Below are 16,484 nucleotides of genomic sequence, written 5' to 3' on the forward strand. Positions count from 1 at the left end.
CGACCATAACCCACAGCAGAGGGCGACCGCGTCCAGGATGCCGGCCCGGAGCGCCCGGCGGGTGGAAAGCACCCGTGTGCGGGCCTGCCGCGGGAGGGTGGATGGGCTGCATCCCCGGACGCGAACCGGGGTGCGTCACGGGGATGCCGGGGTGGGTGAGCTGCGCCGGTGGCGTGAGCTGCTGCGGGGCCATCGGCGGGGGAGCCGCCAGCTGCTGCGGCGGCGCGAGCTGCGCCGGGAGCTGCTGCGACGGCATCGGCTGCTGCGGCATCGGCGGCGCGCTCATGGGCTGGGCCTGCAGGGGCTGGACCTGCATGGACTGCGCTTGCACGGGCTGCGCCTGCATGGGCTGGGCTTGCAACTGCTGCACGGGGAGCTGCTGCGAGGGCGGCGCCTGCGGCGGGGGAGCCAGCTGCGGCCCGCCCACCGCCATCGCCAGCCCGGACGGCGCGGGCAGCGGCTGACCGGCCCGCACCGCGGCCACCGCCGAGGCGAACTCGCCGCCGTTGCGGTACCGCTGCCTCGGGTCCTTGACCAGCGTCGCCTCGATCAGCGCCCGCACCGCGGGCGGCACGTCCGGCGGCAGCGGCGGCGCGACGTCCCTGATGTGCATCATCGCCACGGTCACCGCGTTCTCCGACCGGAACGGCCGGTGCCCGACGAGGCACTCGTAACCGCACACGGCCAGCGCGTACACGTCGCTCGCGGGCTCCGCGTCGTGCCCGGTCGCCTGCTCGGGGGCGATGTAGTGGGCGGTGCCCATCACCATCCCCGACCGGGTCACCGGGGCCGCGTCAGCCGCCTTCGCGATGCCGAAGTCGGTGATCTTCACCTTGCCGTCCGGGGTCACCAGGATGTTCCCCGGCTTCACGTCCCGGTGCACCAGGCCCCGCTCGTGCGCGGCCTGCAGCGCGGTGCCCGCCTGCTCCAGCACGTCGAGCACCCGCTCGGCGTTCATCCGCCCCCTGGCGATGATCGCGGCCAGGGGCTCGCCCTCGACCAGCTCCATCACCAGGTACGCGGTGTCCTCCGGCCCGTCGGGCTCGGAGGCCGTCTCCCCGTAGTCGTGCACCCCGGCGATGCCGGGGTGGTTCAGCGACGCGGTGGTCCGGGCCTCGATGCGGAACCGGTTCAGGAACTCGGCGTCCCCGCTCAGCTCCGCCTTCAGCACCTTCACCGCGACGTTGCGGTCCAACCGGGTGTCGGCGGCCTCCCAGACCTCACCCATGCCGCCGACGGCGATCCGCCTGGTGAGGCGGTACCGCTCGGCGAGGAGCTGGCCGGAGGACAGCATCACCTGCTCCCGAGGTAGCTGCTGATCACCGCGCGGCCGATCGGCGCGGCCACCCGGCCGCCGGTCGCGTTGCCGCCGCTCTGGCCGCCGCTCTTCTCGACGATGACGGCGAGCGCGATCTGCGGGTCGTTCGCCGGGGCGAACGCGGTGTACCAGGCGTGCGGGTTCGGGGTCGAGCCCGCGCCCCACTCGGCGGTGCCGGTCTTCGAGGCGATCTGGATGTTGCTGAGCTTGCCCGTGCCGCCCGCCTTGTTCTCGGCGGCGATCATCATCTCGGTCAGCAGCTGGGCGCTGTCCTCGGACATGGCCTCCTCGACCTCGTCCGGCTTCGTCTCGTCGACGGTGGCCGTGTCGGTGCCGAGGATCTTGTCCACCAGGTACGGCTTCATCCGGACGCCCTTGTTGGCGATGGTCGCGACCATCACCGCGTTCGCCAGCGGGGTCACCTGGACGTCGCGCTGGCCGATGCCGGTCTGGAAGAGCGCCGCCTGGTCCGGGATCGGGCCGATCGTGGAGGCCGCCGTGGTCATCGGGACCTGGAACTTCTGGTCGTCGATGCCGAACTTCGCCGCCTGCTCGCGCAGCTTCGCGGTGCCGAGGTCGCCCGCCAGCTTCGCGAACGCGGTGTTGCACGACTCGGCGATCGCCTGCTCCAGCGTCGCGTTGACGCCGTTGTTGCAGTTGTTGCCGTTGAAGTTCGGCAGCTCGGTGTTCGTGCCGGGCAGCGTGATGGTGGGGCGCGCGTCGACCTGGGTCGACTTGTCCATGCCCTCTTCCAGGCCCGCCGCCGCCACGACCAGCTTGAACGTCGAGCCGGGCGGGTAGGTCCAGGACAGGGCGCGGTTGGCGTCGGGCTGCGCCGCGTTGTCCTGGGTGACCTCGGCCCAGTACGCCTTCTCCTCCTCGCCGTCCTGCACGGCCAGCTTGTTCGGGTCGAACGAGGGCGTGCTCACCAGCGCCAGGATCTTGCCGGTCTTCGGCTCGATCGCCACGACCGCGCCGGTCCGGTCGCCCAGCGCCTCGTACGCGGCCTGCTGCGCCTTCGGGTTGATCGTCACCTGGAGGCTCGCGCCCTTGGGGTCGCGGCCGGTGATCAGGTCGGACAGCCTGCGCGTGAACAGCCGGTCGTCCTCGCCGATCAGCAGGTCGTTCTCGGCCCGCTCCAGCCCGTTGGAGCCGTAGGTGTTGGACAGGTAGCCGGTCACCGGCAGGTACATCGGCCCGTTGGCGTAGACCCGCTGCCAGCGGTCCTTGTCCGGGATCGGCGTGACCGTGGCCAGCGGCGTCCCGTCCGCGGCGATGATGCTGCCGCGCTCGCGGGAGAGCATCTCCAGCCTGCCCCGGACGTTGTACGCGTTGGTCCGGTACTCCTCGGCCTTGATCACCTGCACGTACGTCGCGTTCGCGAGCAGGATCATCATCATGACCATCATCGCGACGCCGACTCGGCGGAGCGGGGTGTTCATTTCGGTCGCTCCACCATGACAGTGAACTGGTCGGCGATCGCGGGCTGCTGCACGCGCGGCTTCACCGGCGCCTGCGGGGACCGCGCGGCGTCGGAGATGCGCAGCAGCAGCGCTACCAGGACGTAGTTGGCGAGCAGCGAGGAGCCGCCCTTGGACAGGAACGGGGCGGTGATGCCGGTCATCGGGATCAGCTTCATGACGCCGCCGATGATGATGAAGACCTGGAACGCCACCGCGAACGCGAGGCCGCCGCCGAGCAGCTTGCCGAACGTGTCGCGCACCGCCAGCGCGTTGCGCAGGCCGCGCAGCGCGAACACCGTGTAGAGCAGCAGCACGGCGGTGAGGCCGACGAGCCCCAGCTCCTCGCCGATCACGGCGGCGATGAAGTCGGTGTTCGCCTCGGGGATCTGGTCGGGGCGCCCGCCGCCGAGCCCGGCGCCGAACAGGCCGCCCGTGCCGAAGCCGAACAGCGACTGCACGATCTGGTAGCCGGCTCCCGACGGGTCCGCGAACGGGTCGACCCAGTTGTCCACGCGGGTCTGCACGTGCGTGAACATCCGCCAGGCCGCGACCGCGGCGCCCATGAACAGGGCGGTGCCGATGATGATCCACACCGCGCGCTCGGTCGCCACGTACAGCAGCACCAGCACGATGCCGAAGAACAGCAGCGACGAGCCGAGGTCCTTCTGCAGCACCATGACCGACACCACGACCGCCCACACGGCGATCAGCGGGCCGAGGTCGCGGGCGCGCGGCAGGTCCATGCCGAGGAACCGGCGGCCCGCGATGGTGAACAGGTCCCGCTTCGAGACCAGGAAGGCCGCGAAGAAGACCATCAGCAGGATCTTCGCGAACTCGCCCGGCTGGATCGAGACGCCGCCGAAGCGCAGCCAGATCTTCGCGCCGTTGATCGTCGGCGCGATGAAGCCGGGCAGCACGCCGGGCAGGATCAGCGCGACCAGGCCGATCAGGCCCGAGACGTAGCCGAACTTGGCCAGCGTGCGGTGGTCCTTGAGCAGCTTGAGCGCCGCGCAGAACAGCACCAGCGACAGGCCCGTCCACATGACCTGCTTCGGCGCGGCGGCCGACCAGGCCTCCCCGTCGACGACCACGTCGGCCATGCCCAGGTCGATCCGGTGGATCATCACCAGGCCGATCCCGTTCAGCAGCGTGACGCACGGCAGGATCACCGGGTCCGCGTAGGGCGCCCAGGTCCGCACCGCGAGGTGGGTCACGGCCAGCATCACCAGGTAGGCCAGGCCGTACCAGATGATGTTGAGCGAGAGCTCCTTCTCCTGGTTGGCCTCGACCAGCACCAGGGCGGCGGTGACCAGCACCGCGCCGAAGGCCAGGAGGAAGAGCTCGGTGCTCCGCTTGGTGGGTGGCGGTTTCAACCCCGGCGACGTTCCGCTCGCCCTCGCGAGCGGGGTGTCCCCCGCGCCGGTGCCCGGCGAACCCATCGGCTACTGACCCTTCCGGCAGTCCGTGCCCGGCGTCTGCGCGAGCGTGGGGAGGGGCGTGCCCTCCGTGGTGGTGGTCGGCGGGGCCGACGAGGACGGGTCCTGGTCACCGCTCGGCGGCGGCTGCTCGGCGCTCGTCGCCGAGCCCGTCGTCGTCGTGGGCGGGGCCGGGGTGCTGGTCAGCGGGTCGGCGCACAGCGGCAGCAGCTGCTCCGTGCGCAGCCTGCGGATCGCCTCGCGGGCGCCCTCCAGGCCGTCCACGGCGGTGATGCCGCTGCTCACCTCGTCCCGCATGAAGACCTTCAGGTCGTCCAGGGAGATCGGCTCGCAGCCCTGGGAGCCGGGCGGGCACGAGCCCTCCACGACCGTGTTCAGCTCGAAGCCGAGCACGCTCCCGGTCACGCCGCGGAACACCGACACCTGGCCGTCCTGGGACGCGCCCACGTAGTACTGGCGCATCACCCACCAGCGGGTGCCCAGACCGGCGGCGGCCAGCAGCGCGAGCACCAGCACGACCAGCGCCAGCGCCTTCAGCTTCCCCTTGCGCTTGCGCTTCGGGTCCTGCTGCGGCGGTGGCGGCTGCTCCTGCCTCGGCGGCGCGGGCCGGGGCCCGGTGATGGAGCTGGCCCGCGAGGCGGGCGAGTCCGGCGGTGGCGGGTCGTCCCCGCCGTCACCGGCCGCGCCGCCCACTATCGGGGCGTTCTCGCCGAAGTCGACGTCGACGACGTCGGCCACGACCACGGTCACGTTGTCCGGACCGCCGCCCTTGAGCGCCAGCTCGATCATCCGGTCGGCGCACGCCTGCGGGTCCGGGATGCGGATCGCCTCGTCCAGGGTCTCCAGCGTGACCACGCCGGAGAGGCCGTCCGAGCAGAGCAGGTAGCGGTCGCCCGGCCTGGCCTCGCGCACCATCAGGCGCGGTTCGACCTCGTGGCCGGTCAGCGCGCGCAGCAGCAGCGAGCGCTGCGGGTGCGTGGCCGCCTCCTCCTCGGTGATCCGGCCCTCGTCGATCAGCGACTGGACGAACGTGTCGTCGTGCGTGATCTGGCTGAAGGTGCCGTTGCGCATCATGTAGGCGCGCGAGTCGCCGATGTGCACCATGCCGAGGCGGGTGCCCGCGAACAGGACGGCGGTGAGCGTGGTGCCCATGCCGTCCAGGTCGGGGTCGCTCTGCACGAGCTCGGAGATCGCCCCGTTGCCGTTGATCACCGCGTCGCGGAGCTGGCCCAGGAGGTCGTCGCCCGGCTCGTCGTCGTCGAGCGGCGCGAGGGCCGCGATGACGACCTTGCTGGCGACCTCGCCCGCGGCGTGGCCGCCCATGCCGTCGGCGAGCGCGAGCAGGCGGGGGCCCGCGTACACGGAGTCCTGGTTGTTCTGGCGCACCAGGCCCCGGTCGCTCCGGGCCGCGTATCGGAGGACGAGGGTCATGACCTCAGCTCGATCACCGTCTTGCCGATCCGGATCTGGGAGCCGATCGGGACGCGGACCGGGCTGGTGACCTTCGCGCGGTCGAGGTAGGTGCCGTTGGTGGACCCCAGGTCCTCCACGAACCACTCGTCACCGCGCGCCGACAGCCGCGCGTGCCGGGTCGACGCGAAGTCGTCGTCCAGCACGAGCGTGGAGTCGTCGGCCCGGCCGATCATGATCGGCTTCCCGTCAAGCGTGATCCGGGTGCCCGACAGGGCCCCCTGCGTGACCACGAGCTGCCGGGGCGCCTTCGCCCCGCCCTTGCCTGCCCCCCTGAACCCCTTCTTGATCGACGGCGTCGGGACCCTCAGCCCCGACGCCGCGTAGAGGTCGGAACGCACCACTCGAAGCGCAGCCAACACGAACAACCAGAGCAGGATGAGGAACCCCGCTCTGGTCAGCTGCATCACCAGCTCTGGCACCGGTTGTAACCGCTCCTGACTTGAGTGCCGTCACGTCACCCGTCTCGACCTCAGCCCTGTGTGCGGAAGACCAGCGACGAGTGGCCGATGCGGACGACGTCGCCTTCCGCGAGCTGCCAGGTCTGCACCGGGGTCCCGTTCACCGTCGTGCCGTTGGTCGAGCCGAGATCAGCGAGCATGGCACTGTGCCCGTCCCAGGTGATCTCCAGGTGCCTCCTGGAGACGCCGGTGTCGGGGAGCCGGAAGTCGGCCTCCTGGCCGCGGCCGACCACGTTGCCGCCCTGCTTCAGGTTGTAGGTCCGGTTGGACCCGTCGTCCAGGTGCAGCGTCGCGCTCAGCTGGCGCTGCGCGCCGCCCGCGGGGGCGCCGCCGTAGCCCGCCTGCTGGCCGTAGCCCTGGTCGTAGCCCGCGGCCTGCTGGCCGTAGCCCGCCTGGTCGTAGCCCGCCGCCTGCTGGCCGTACCCGGCCTGGCCGCCCTGGTCGTAGCCGGCGCCGCCCTGGCCGTAGCCCTGGTCGTAGCCCTGCTGCTGGCCGTAGCCCTGCTGGCCGCCCTGGCCGTAGCCCTGGTCGTAACCGGGCTGCTGGCCGCCGTAGCCGCCCTGGCCGTAGCCCTGGTCGTAGCCCTGCTGCTGGCCGTAGCCCTGCTGGCCGCCCTGGCCGTAGCCCTGGTCGTAGCCCTGCTGCTGACCGCCTTGGCCGTAGCCCTGCTGGTCGTAACCCTGCTGGCCCTGGCCGTAGCCCTGCTGCTGACCACCTTGGCCGTAGCCCTGCTGGTCGTAGCCAGGTTGCTGACCGCCGTAGCCGCCCTGCGCGTAGGGGTCGTAGCCGGGCTGGCCCTGTCCTTGTCCGTAGCCGGGAGGCTGGCTCATTGATCCGTCTCCTGCAGTGCGAGGTGGTGCTGACCGTCGGCTGTCAACTTTCACGTCGGGGTCGACGGACGAGCGGGTTCGGAACTGACCGGTGTGCAGCGCGTCGGAGCGCTCCAGGGAGACTACGACGTCACCATAGGTATCCCATCCGCTCTCCTCCAGGTGCTCCTGGATGGAGTCGCCCAGGGACTTGGTGATGCGTAGTTCATCCTGGCCGTCACCGGCAAGCCTGTCGTGGTCCTCAGGGCCGAGCAGGACCACGTAGTGGTTGGGGGCCAGCAGCCGCCCGCCCGCCAGCTCCCGGATGTTCCCATCCGCCTCCCGCTGGAGGGCCTGGGCCACTTCCTGCGAGACGACGTTGCCGCCGAACACCCTGGCGAAGGTGTCGCCAACCATGCCTTCGAGACGGCGCTCGAAGCGCTGTACGAGGCCCACGGCAACCCTCCGACTCGGTCGACTTCTGACCCGATCGTATCCGGGCCGGGGAGGCGGGACACGGGCCAATTGGTAATCCGGATGGAGATCGTGCTAGTGTTCTCCTCGTCGCCAGGGCGAGTGGCGGAATGGCAGACGCGCACGGTTCAGGTCCGTGTGTCCGAAAGGACGTGGGGGTTCAACTCCCCCCTCGCCCACCGAATACCGGAGGCCCACCCCCAACAGGGGGTGGGCCTCTTGGCTTTCCGGAGGATTTCCGGTGTTCGCCAAGGGCAAACGCGCAGTGATGTGTGTCACTCGAACGGCCCTGTGCTCGGCGGTCGGTTGGTTTCGAGCGGTGAACGGTCGTCGATGCGGTTCGCCGCCCTTATTCGAGCCCGCCGCGTATCGGATTCCAGGCCAGAGGTGTGCCTGTGCGTGCCCGTCGGGGCCGTTGCCAGGGTTCCGCGTCACCCGGACGGCAGCACCGCCGGGCCGAATTCGGCGAACCGGTCAACGACCGGTCACCGACCCGGTGAAACCGCTGAACTCAGGGCCGGGTCGGAGCGGGGGGCGAACAGCACTCCGACTGGTACGCCTTATCCAGAGCACGAGTCGAAACGCGGCGGATCGACCGCCGTGGTTCCCGAGGAGGCTTTGGCGTGAGCAGCACACCCGCACGGATCGAGGTCACGGACTCCGCGAAGGCGAAGGCCACGTCGGCCGCCGCGGTCCCGATCCCCGAACTGCCCGGCTCCGTCGAGGAGCTGGCCACGGTCGCCGCGGTCCGCCTCGGGTGGCACGGCGTTGTGCTGCCGGAGATGGTCCTGATGGGCCGCAAGGTCGTGGTCGTCGCCGACCTGATCGCCGACGCGCACGCCGAGCGGCTGTGCCTCGGCGCGGCCCCCGAGGTCGACCGGGCCACCGTCTCCACCTGGGTGTGGCCGGAGATGGACGGCCGCGTGCCGCCCGCCGCCGTGCGCATCGTCGGCGTGCTGGCCGTGGCCAGGCACTGGCGCACCGCGCTGGCCTCCGCCGTCCCCTTCGCGCGCTTCGGCAACGCCGCCGCCGTGCTGCCCGCCTCGGTCGCGCTGAGCCACGACTACCTCGCCAACTGCCTGCCGCGCGTGCGCAGGTACGGCGTGAACGTGCTGCTCGCCGACGAGAGCAGCGAGCTGACCACCGACGTCTGCGGTCGCAACGAGACCGTGCCGGTCGAGGACACCGCCACCACCCGCTGGGTCAACGAGCTGGTCTACGAGCGGGTCCTGGCCACCGCCTGACCCGCGCCGCCGATCTGTGGCGGGCCCGCGCGGCGACTAGCGTCGGCCGCATGAGGCTTGTGATCGCGGGAGGGCACGGGAAGATCGCGCTGCACGTCCAGCGGCTGCTGGCGGCGGGCGGGGACGCGGCCACCGCGCTGGTCCGCAACGAGGACCACTTCGCGGACGTGACCGAGGCGGGCGGGGTTCCGGTGCTGTGCGACCTGGAGGCGAGCGACGTCGCCTCGGTCGCCGAGTACCTGACCGGCGCGGACGCGGTGCTGTTCGCCGCGGGGGCCGGGCCCGGCAGCGGGGTGGGGCGCAAGGACAGCGTGGACCGGGGAGCCTCCGCGCTCCTGGCGGACGCCGCCGAGCGGGCGGGGGTGCGCAGGTTCGTGCAGATCAGCTCGGCGGGCATCGGCCGGACCACCGGCGACGAGGTGTTCGACGCCTACCTGCTCGCCAAGGGCGCGGCCGAGGAGGACCTGAAGGCCCGCGACCTGGACTGGACGATCGTCCGGCCCGGCAGGCTGACCGACGAGCCCGCGACCGGCGCGGTCCGGCTCACCGAGGGGGACGCGCGGGACGGGGCCGTCCCGCGCGCCGACGTGGCCGCCGTGGTCGTGGCGCTGCTGGGGCGGCCCTCGTCGGTCGGGAAGACCTACGAGCTGATCTCCGGCGAGACCCCGGTCCAGGACGCGATCTAGGTCACATCGGCCGGCCGGACGGGTCCGGCAGCCGCCCTCCGGGGCCCCGCTCCGCGGAGCGCGGGCCCCGGACCGCTGAGATCCCGATCACTTCTGCCGGGGCGCGCCGAGAGCTGGATCACGGTCCGCCCGCCGTCGGCGCCCGCGCAGGACAGGGGTGTGACGCGGATCGCACCGCCGGGCGCGGGGCGTGCCGCGCCCGGCGGCCCGCCTCAGCCCAGCACCCGCTCCAGGTGCCGGTTCCCGAACTTCCGGTCCGGGTCGACCTCGGCGCGCACGCGGCGGAAGTCCGCGAACCGGGGGTAGCGGGTCGCCAGCTCCTCGGCGCCCAGCGAGTGCATCTTGCCCCAGTGCGGCCTGCCGCCCACCGCCAGCGCGATCCGCTCGAACGCGTCGAAGTACCGCCGGTGCGGCATCCCCACGTACTGGTGCACCGCGACGTAGGCGGTGTCCCGCCCGTGCGCGGTGGACAGCCAGATGTCGTCGCCCCGCGCGACCCGCACCTCCACCGGCACGATCACCCCGTGCTCCAGCCCGGCGACGGCGGCGCGCAGCTCGCGCAGCACCCCGTGCAGCTCGGCGCGGGGCACCGCGTACTCGGTCTCCACGAACCGCACCCGGCGCGGGGTGGTGAAGACGCGGTGCGACTGGTCGCGGTAGTCGCGCTCGCCGATCAGCGCCCCGCACACCCGGTTGAGCCCCCTGGCCGCGGCGGGCACCGCGCGGGCGACCTTGCACACCGCGCCGAACGCGGCGTTCTCCATCACGTCGTACTCGTAGAACCGGCGCAGCCCGGACAGCGGCGCGCACGGCTCGTCCACCCGGTTGTTGCGCTTGACGATCACCCGGTCGCCGTGCGGGAACCAGTGGAACTCCACGTGGTCCTCGGTCGCGGTGAGGTGGTCGAACTCCTCCAGCACCGCGTCGAGCCGGGCCGGGTACTCGCGGGCGTGCAGCACGAACGACGGCACGCAGCGCAGGGTCAGCGTGCTGATCACGCCGACCGCGCCGAGGCCGAGCCTGGCCGCCTCGAACAGCTCGGGGCGCTCGGCGGGGGAGCAGCGGACGAGCGAGCCGTCGGCGAGCACGACCTCCAGCGCGGCGATCGTGGTGGCCAGGCCGCCGAGCGCCGCGCCGGTGCCGTGGGTGCCGGTGGAGGTGGCGCCCGCGATGGTCTGGGCGTCGATGTCGCCGAGGTTGGGCATCGCGAGCCCTTCCCGGTGCAGCAGCTCGTTGAGCTGCCGGAGCGTGGTGCCCGCGCGGACGGTCACCAGCTCTCCCGCCACGTCGACCAGGCCGGTCCAGCGGTCCAGGTCGAGCGCGACGGAGGGGGCGACGGCGACCCCGGTGAAGGAGTGGCCGCTGCCCCGCGCGCGGACGGCGTCGGCGGTGCGGACGACTTCGGAGATCCCCTCCGCCGTCGTGGGGTGCTCGACCCGGATCGGGGCTGCGGTCTCGGTCCGCGCCCAGTTCGTCCAGGGGGGTGCCATCTGCGCCTCCGGTGTGAGGAGAGCCACACAAGATAAGTGAAAGCGTTTCACCTTTCAAGCTTTTTCGACGTACCGTTGGGCCCATGCAGCCGAGGACGCGACTCGACCTGGCGACCAAGGACCTCGAAGCCCCCCTCGCGATCGTCGACCTGGACGCGTTCGACCACAACGCGGCCGACCTCGTCCGGCGGGCCGGGGGCAAGCCCATCCGCGTGGCGAGCAAGTCGGTCCGGGTGCGGGCGCTGCTCGACCGGGTCCTCGCCAGGCCGGGCTACGCCGGGCTGATGTGCTACTCGCTGCCCGAGGCGCTCTGGCTGTCGTCCTGCGACACCGCCGAGGACCTGCTGGTCGCCTACCCGACCGTCGACCACGCCGCGCTGCGCGCGCTGGCCGCCGACGAGAAGGCCCGTCGGCGCGTCACGATCATGGTCGACTCGACCGCGCACCTCGACCTGGTCGACGCCGCCCTCGGCGAGGACCACCCGGAGATCCGGGTGTGCCTCGAACTGGACGTCTCGTGGCGACCGCTGCCCGGCGTGCACGTCGGACCGCGCCGCTCGCCGGTGCACACCGAGGGCGACGCCGTCCGGCTCGCCCGCGCGGTCGTGGCCAGGAAGGGCTTCCGGCTGGTCGGCGTCATGGCCTACGAGGGCCAGGTGGCGGGCATCGGCGACGCGCCGGCCGGACGGCGCGCCTGGGGCCTCGCGGTGCGCTGGATGCAGGGCCGCTCGGTGCCGGAGCTGACCGAGCGCAGGGCCGCCGCGGTGGCCGCGGTGCGCCGGGTCGCCGACCTGGAGTTCGTCAACGGCGGGGGGACCGGGAGCCTGGAGACGACCGGCGCCGACCGGTCGGTGACGGAGTTGGCGGCGGGGTCCGGGCTGGTCGGGCCGACCCTGTTCGACGCCTACCGCGCGTTCAGCCCGCGCCCGGCCGCGCTGTTCGCGCTGCCCGTCGTGCGCAGGCCCAAGAAGAACGTCGCCACGCTGTTCGCGGGCGGGTACGTGGCGTCGGGGACCGGGACGCCGGACCGGCTGCCCTCGCCGCACCTGCCGAGCGGGCTGGAGCTGATCGGGCTGGAGGGCGCCGGGGAGGTGCAGACACCGGTCGTCGGGAGGGCCGCGGACCGGCTGGAGCTGGGGGACCGGGTCTGGTTGCGCCACGCGAAGGCGGGCGAGCTGGCCGAGCGGTTCGCGGAGTACCACCTGGTGAGCGGGGACCGGGTCGAGGCCGTCGTGCCGACCTACCGGGGAGAGGGCAAGGCCTTCGGCTAGGCGGTGGCCGGGGGCTGCCCCGGCATCCGGGTGGACAGGTAGCCCCGGATCATCGCCTTGGCCTCGTCGAGGACGAGCGGGTCGCCCGCCGGGTCGCGGCGGAAGGCCAGGCCCAGCACGCCGTCCGCCGCCTCGACGGCTATCGAGATCGGCAGCTTGACCTCGTCCAGGGGGATCGAGAAGCGGCTGGAGATCATCTCGGCGATCCGGTCGGACACCACGGAGTTGTTGTCCTTGCGGTCGTCCATCAGCCGCAGGTCGACCACGTCGCCGAAGTGCAGCCTGCTGAACGCGGGCACCTCGCGGTGCATCGTCACGTAGACGTCGAAGATCGAGTCCACCGCGTCCCACCAGTGCGCCAGCGCCTTGGTGGTGAACGTGCCGTCCACGGTCTGGATGAACCGCTCCAGGTTGCGCAGGGTCAGCTCCTGCACGACGGCCCGCTTGTCCGGGAAGAACTGGTACAGCGAGCCGACCGCGACGCCCGCCCGCTCGGCGATGAGGGTGGTGGTGACCCCGTCGTAGCCGACCTCCTCGATCAGCGCGGCGCAGGCCTCCAGCATCCGCTCGACGCGCTTGGCGCTGCGCTGCTGCACCGGCTGCCTGCGCAAGGGGGTCGTGCTAGTCACGGCGACTCCTGCTGGACTGGTAGGGGCCTTCATAGTGCCCGGTCGAAGGCTCGATGACTTCCCACCACACCGCAACACGCCTACTGTGTGAATCCGTTTCACGTTTCGTGGGAGGTGTCATGACCGGACCTGATTTCCTCTGGGGCGTCTCGACTTCCGCCTTCCAGATCGAGGGGGGCTTCGACGAGGACGGCAGGCTTCCCTCAGTGTGGGATGAATTTCCCTCGTTCGAGGGACAGACCGCGCGGGTGGCCTGCGACCACCGCAACCGGCACGCCGAGGACGTGGCGCTGCTGCGCGAGCTGGGGGTGAACGCGTACCGGTTCTCGCTGTCCTGGCCCCGCGTCGAGGGCGGCCGGGCGGCCAGGGGCGGGAGCGCGGGCGGCGGGCTCGACTTCTACGACCGGCTCGTCGACGACCTGCTCGACGCGGGCATCGCCCCCGTCGCGACGCTCTACCACTGGGACACGCCCGCCCACGTGGAGGAGGCGGGCGGCTGGCTCGCGCGGGACACCGCGCACCGGTTAGCCGACTACGCCGCCACCGCCGCCGCCCGGCTGGCCGACCGGGTCGCGATGTGGATCCCGGTCAACGAGCCCGCCATGGTCACCCTGCTCGGCTACGCCACCGGGCAGCACGCGCCGGGCAAGGCGCTCCTGTTCGACGCGCTGCCCACCGCCCACCACCTCAACCTCGGCCACGGCCTCGCCGTCCAGGCCCTGCGCGCGGCGGGCGCCACCTCGGTCGGCACCGCCAACAACCACACCCCGGCCTGGGCGGCCACCGGCTCCGCCGAGGACGCCGCCGCCGCGAGCGCGTACGCCGACCTGCACAACTGGCTCTACGCCGACCCGGTCCTCGCCGGGCGCTACCCCGACTCGCTGGTCGACCTGCTGCCGGTCGAGGACGGCGACCTCGCCACCATCGCCCAGCCGCTCGACTTCTACGGCGTCAACTACTACAACCCGACCCGGCTCTCGGCCCCGTCACCGGGCAACCCGCTGCCGTTCGACCTGGTCCCGATCACCGAGCACCCGGTCACCGGCTTCGGCTGGCCGGTCGTGCCCGCCGGGCTCGGCGAGATGATCGACGCCCTGCGCGCCCGGCACCCGGACCTGCCGCCGGTCCTCGTCACCGAGAGCGGGTGCAGCTACCCGCACTCGCTCGACGACACCGAGCGCGTCGACTACCTGGCCGCCCACAGCGAGGCCGCGATCGCCGCGGGGGCGAAGGGCTACTTCGTCTGGTCGGTGCTGGACAACTTCGAGTGGGACTCCGGGTACTCGCAGCGCTTCGGCCTGGTCCACGTCGACTACGCCACCCAGCGCCGCACCCCGCGCGCCTCCTTCCGCTGGTACCGCGACCGGATCCGCCGGTGAGCGCCCCCGGACCGGGCGCGCCGGAGCCGGCGACAACCGGCCCCGCCGCGCCGGACCCCGCCACGCCGGACCCCGCCGCGACCGCCCACGACCCGCTCGCCGAACCGGTCACCCCGGTCGGCCGGGGCTGGACGACCCTGCTGTTCCTGGCCAACCTCGGCCTGTGGCTCGGCGTCTACGCCCCGATCCAGGTGCTGCTCCCGCAGCAGGCCGAGCGGATCTCGCCGGACGCGAAGGAGCTGGTGTTCGGCCTGGTCACCGCCCTGGGCGCGGCCGTGGCGCTGATCGCCAACCCGCTCATCGGGCTGTCCTCGGACCGCACCTGCTCCCGGTTCGGCCGCCGCCACCCGTGGACCCTCGCGGGCGCGCTGGTCGGCGCGCTCGGCCTGGCCGTGCTCTCCGCCGCCGACGCCACCTGGTCGATGGCGCTCGGCTGGTGCCTGGTCCAGGCCGGGCTCAACGGGATGCTCGCCAGCCTCACCTCCGGCGTCCCCGACCGGGTGCCGGTGGCGCAGCGGGCCAGGGTCGGCGGGCTCGTCGGCATCAGCCAGATGCTCGGCACCGTGCTGGGCGCCGTCGTGGTGACCGTGCTGGTCACCGGCCAGACCGCCGGCTACCTGGTGTGCGCGGCGCTGGTCGTGGCGGGCGCGCTGGCGTTCGTGCTCGCCACCCCGGACGCCCGGCTGCCGCGCGCCGCCCGTCCGCCGCTCGTCGCGCGCGAGCTGTGGGTCTCCCCGAAGCGGCACCCCGACTTCGCCTGGGCGTGGACCGCGCACTTCGCCATCAACCTCGGCAACGCGCTCGGCACCCTCTACCTGCTGTTCTTCCTGGCCGACGAGGTGCGCCACCCGTCGCCCGAGGACGGCCTGCTGGTGCTGATGCTGCTCTACGGCGCGGCGCTCGTGGTCGGCGCGGTGCTCGTCGGCGCCCGCTCCGACCGCACCGGCCGCAGGCGCGGCGGCGTCCACCTGTCCGCCGCGCTCATGGCGCTGGCCGCGCTGCTGCTCGCCGCCTGGCCGACCTGGTGGTCCGCGCTGATCGCGGCCCCGCTGCTCGGGTTCGGCTTCGGCGCCTACTGGGCGGTCGCGCTGGCCCTGCTCACCCAGGTGCTGCCCGCCGCGACCGACCGCGCCAAGGACCTCGGCGTCGTCAACGTCGCGAACGCGCTGCCCCAGGTGCTCGCCCCCGCGCTGGCGTCGGTGGTGCTGGTCGACCTCGGCGGCTACCGGGGCCTGTTCCTGCTCTCGGCGGCGGCGACGCTCGTCGCCTCGCTGTGCGTCACGCGGATCAGAGGAGTGCGATGAGGGTTCTGGTGACCGGGGCGTCCCAGGGGATCGGGGCGGCCGTCGCCGAGCGGTTCGCCGCCGAGGGGGCCGAGGTGCACCTGGTGGCGCGCGGGGCGGTCGCGCTCGCGGCCGTGGTCGAGCGGATCACCGCGCGCGGCGGGTGGGCGGTGGCGCACGTCGCCGACCTCGCCGACGAGCGGCTGGTGCTCGCCCTGGCCGAGGAGGTCGGGCCGGTCGACGTGCTGGTCAACAACGCGGGCATCGGCCGCTGGCTGTTCCTGGACGACACCGCGCCCGACGAGCTGCGCGGCATGACCGCCCTGCCGTACTCCTCGTACGCCCTGCTCACCTCGCTGCTGCTGCCCGCCATGCGCGAGCGCGGCTCGGGTCGGCTGGTCTTCCTGAACTCGCCCGCCTCGCGGATCGCCATCCCCGGCGCCACCGGCTACACGGCGGCGCGCTGGGCGGTGCGCGGGCTGGTCGCCGCGCTGCGCCAGGACCTACGGGGCACCGGGGTCGGCGTCACCGAGGTCGTGCCGGGCGCGGTGCGGTCCAACTACTTCGACAACAACCCCGGTTCGGCCGAGCGCATCCCGCGGGTCGTCAGCAGGCTCGTCCCCACGCTGACCCCCGAACGGGTGGCTGCCGAAGTGGTGAAGGCCGTGGCGCGGGGACGCTCCGAAGTCGTTTTCCCGTGGCAGATCAAACTCTTCGACCTGGTCGGAAGGGTGATTCCTGGAGCTGTCGCATATCTCGCGTGGCGGACCGGCGTTCACAGGTGAACGCGTTCGGCTCTGCGGGGTGCGCTGAATGGCCCCCAAAAGGGGGAACAGTGCGTGACCGGGAAACTGTGCGGAACGTAAAGGGCCCTGGACGCGAAAGTGCGGAATTGCGAAACCCGGACGTGGAACCGGCCCCGATGCCCGCGCGGGAGGAGCGGACATCGGGGCCGGACTTGGTGCCCGCGGACCGGCGCCGGTCGGGAGGGAAGGTGTGCACGACACCGGTCCGCGGATGACTCGGGTGTTCAGTTGTGAGGCTGACCGGCGGCCCGTTCGTCGCGGTCGG

General features: G+C 72.6%; 13 protein-coding genes, 1 tRNA gene and 1 pseudogene. 7 read left to right on the forward strand and 8 right to left on the reverse strand.

The genetic code is table 11. The annotated features are described in order from the left end of the window. Positions 1-229: 229 nt before the first annotated feature. The 6 genes and pseudogenes from CNX65_RS38245 to CNX65_RS00140 all read right to left on the reverse strand — a co-directional run. Positions 230-1,294, reverse strand: a pseudogene (locus CNX65_RS38245) (serine/threonine-protein kinase); the annotation flags it as partial. Further along, a complete protein-coding gene (locus tag CNX65_RS00120; protein ID WP_096490938.1) occupies positions 1,294-2,760 on the reverse strand; it encodes a peptidoglycan D,D-transpeptidase FtsI family protein in 1,467 nt (488 codons plus the stop codon). The gene CNX65_RS00120 and the pseudogene CNX65_RS38245, both read right to left, overlap by 1 nt. After that, the gene (locus tag CNX65_RS00125; RefSeq protein WP_096490939.1) at positions 2,757-4,220 is read right to left on the reverse strand and encodes an FtsW/RodA/SpoVE family cell cycle protein; all 1,464 of its coding nucleotides are present in this window, start codon (positions 4,218-4,220) and stop codon (positions 2,757-2,759) included. Before CNX65_RS00125 ends, CNX65_RS00120 begins: the two co-directional genes overlap by 4 nt. A 3-nt stretch (positions 4,221-4,223) precedes the next feature. Next, positions 4,224-5,648 (reverse strand): PP2C family protein-serine/threonine phosphatase, encoded by a 1,425-nt coding sequence (locus CNX65_RS00130; RefSeq protein WP_096490940.1) that lies wholly within the window; start codon positions 5,646-5,648, stop codon positions 4,224-4,226. Then, on the reverse strand, positions 5,645-6,109 hold the full coding sequence (locus tag CNX65_RS00135) for an FHA domain-containing protein FhaB/FipA (protein ID WP_012782663.1): 465 nt from the start codon (positions 6,107-6,109) through the stop codon (positions 5,645-5,647). The genes CNX65_RS00130 and CNX65_RS00135 overlap by 4 nt, the downstream gene beginning before the upstream one ends. Positions 6,110-6,159: 50 nt before the next feature. Then, positions 6,160-7,413: a DUF3662 and FHA domain-containing protein gene (locus CNX65_RS00140; protein WP_096490941.1), complete on the reverse strand. Its 1,254-nt coding sequence runs from the start codon at positions 7,411-7,413 to the stop codon at positions 6,160-6,162. Positions 7,414-7,527: 114 nt separating this feature from the next. Between CNX65_RS00140 and CNX65_RS00145 the strand changes: the two genes are divergently transcribed. The 3 genes from CNX65_RS00145 (at position 7,528) to CNX65_RS00155 (ending at position 9,361) form a co-directional block, all read left to right on the forward strand. Then, positions 7,528-7,610: transfer RNA gene (locus CNX65_RS00145), tRNA-Leu, on the forward strand. 444 nt (positions 7,611-8,054) lie between these two features. Continuing rightward, a complete protein-coding gene (locus tag CNX65_RS00150) occupies positions 8,055-8,675 on the forward strand; it encodes a hypothetical protein (protein ID WP_012782665.1) in 621 nt (206 codons plus the stop codon). A 50-nt stretch (positions 8,676-8,725) separates the two neighbouring features. Next, the gene (locus CNX65_RS00155) at positions 8,726-9,361 is read left to right on the forward strand and encodes an NAD(P)-binding oxidoreductase (protein ID WP_096490942.1); all 636 of its coding nucleotides are present in this window, start codon (positions 8,726-8,728) and stop codon (positions 9,359-9,361) included. Between the two features lie 212 nt (positions 9,362-9,573). Here the strand turns inward: CNX65_RS00155 and CNX65_RS00160 are convergent, their stop codons facing one another. After that, entirely contained in the window at positions 9,574-10,851 is a 1,278-nt protein-coding gene (locus tag CNX65_RS00160; protein ID WP_096490943.1) for a D-arabinono-1,4-lactone oxidase, read from the reverse strand. Positions 10,852-10,934: 83 nt separating this feature from the next. Here CNX65_RS00160 and CNX65_RS00165 point away from each other — a divergent pair, with 83 nt between their 5' ends. After that, positions 10,935-12,122 carry an amino acid deaminase/aldolase gene (locus CNX65_RS00165; RefSeq protein ID WP_096490944.1) on the forward strand — a complete coding sequence of 396 codons (1,188 nt, stop codon included), beginning with the start codon at positions 10,935-10,937 and terminating at the stop codon, positions 12,120-12,122. Here CNX65_RS00165 and CNX65_RS00170 read toward each other — a convergent pair. Beyond that, complete coding sequence (locus tag CNX65_RS00170) at positions 12,119-12,751, reverse strand: TetR/AcrR family transcriptional regulator (RefSeq protein ID WP_232519650.1); 633 nt, start codon at positions 12,749-12,751, stop codon at positions 12,119-12,121. The two genes, CNX65_RS00165 and CNX65_RS00170, sit on opposite strands and share 4 nt — an antisense overlap. 119 nt (positions 12,752-12,870) lie before the next feature. Between CNX65_RS00170 and CNX65_RS00175 the strand changes: the two genes are divergently transcribed. The 3 genes from CNX65_RS00175 to CNX65_RS00185 all read left to right on the forward strand — a co-directional run bounded on the left by CNX65_RS00175 (position 12,871) and on the right by CNX65_RS00185 (position 16,198). Beyond that, the gene (locus CNX65_RS00175) at positions 12,871-14,130 is read left to right on the forward strand and encodes a family 1 glycosylhydrolase (RefSeq protein ID WP_096490946.1); all 1,260 of its coding nucleotides are present in this window, start codon (positions 12,871-12,873) and stop codon (positions 14,128-14,130) included. 137 nt (positions 14,131-14,267) lie between these two features. Next, complete coding sequence (locus tag CNX65_RS00180) at positions 14,268-15,434, forward strand: MFS transporter (RefSeq protein WP_096497530.1); 1,167 nt, start codon at positions 14,268-14,270, stop codon at positions 15,432-15,434. Further along, positions 15,431-16,198: an SDR family NAD(P)-dependent oxidoreductase gene (locus CNX65_RS00185; RefSeq protein WP_096490947.1), complete on the forward strand. Its 768-nt coding sequence runs from the start codon at positions 15,431-15,433 to the stop codon at positions 16,196-16,198. The genes CNX65_RS00180 and CNX65_RS00185 overlap by 4 nt, the downstream gene beginning before the upstream one ends. Positions 16,199-16,484 lie beyond the last annotated feature (286 nt).

This window comes from Actinosynnema pretiosum, assembly GCF_002354875.1.
GTDB classification, from domain to species: domain Bacteria; phylum Actinomycetota; class Actinomycetes; order Mycobacteriales; family Pseudonocardiaceae; genus Actinosynnema; species Actinosynnema auranticum.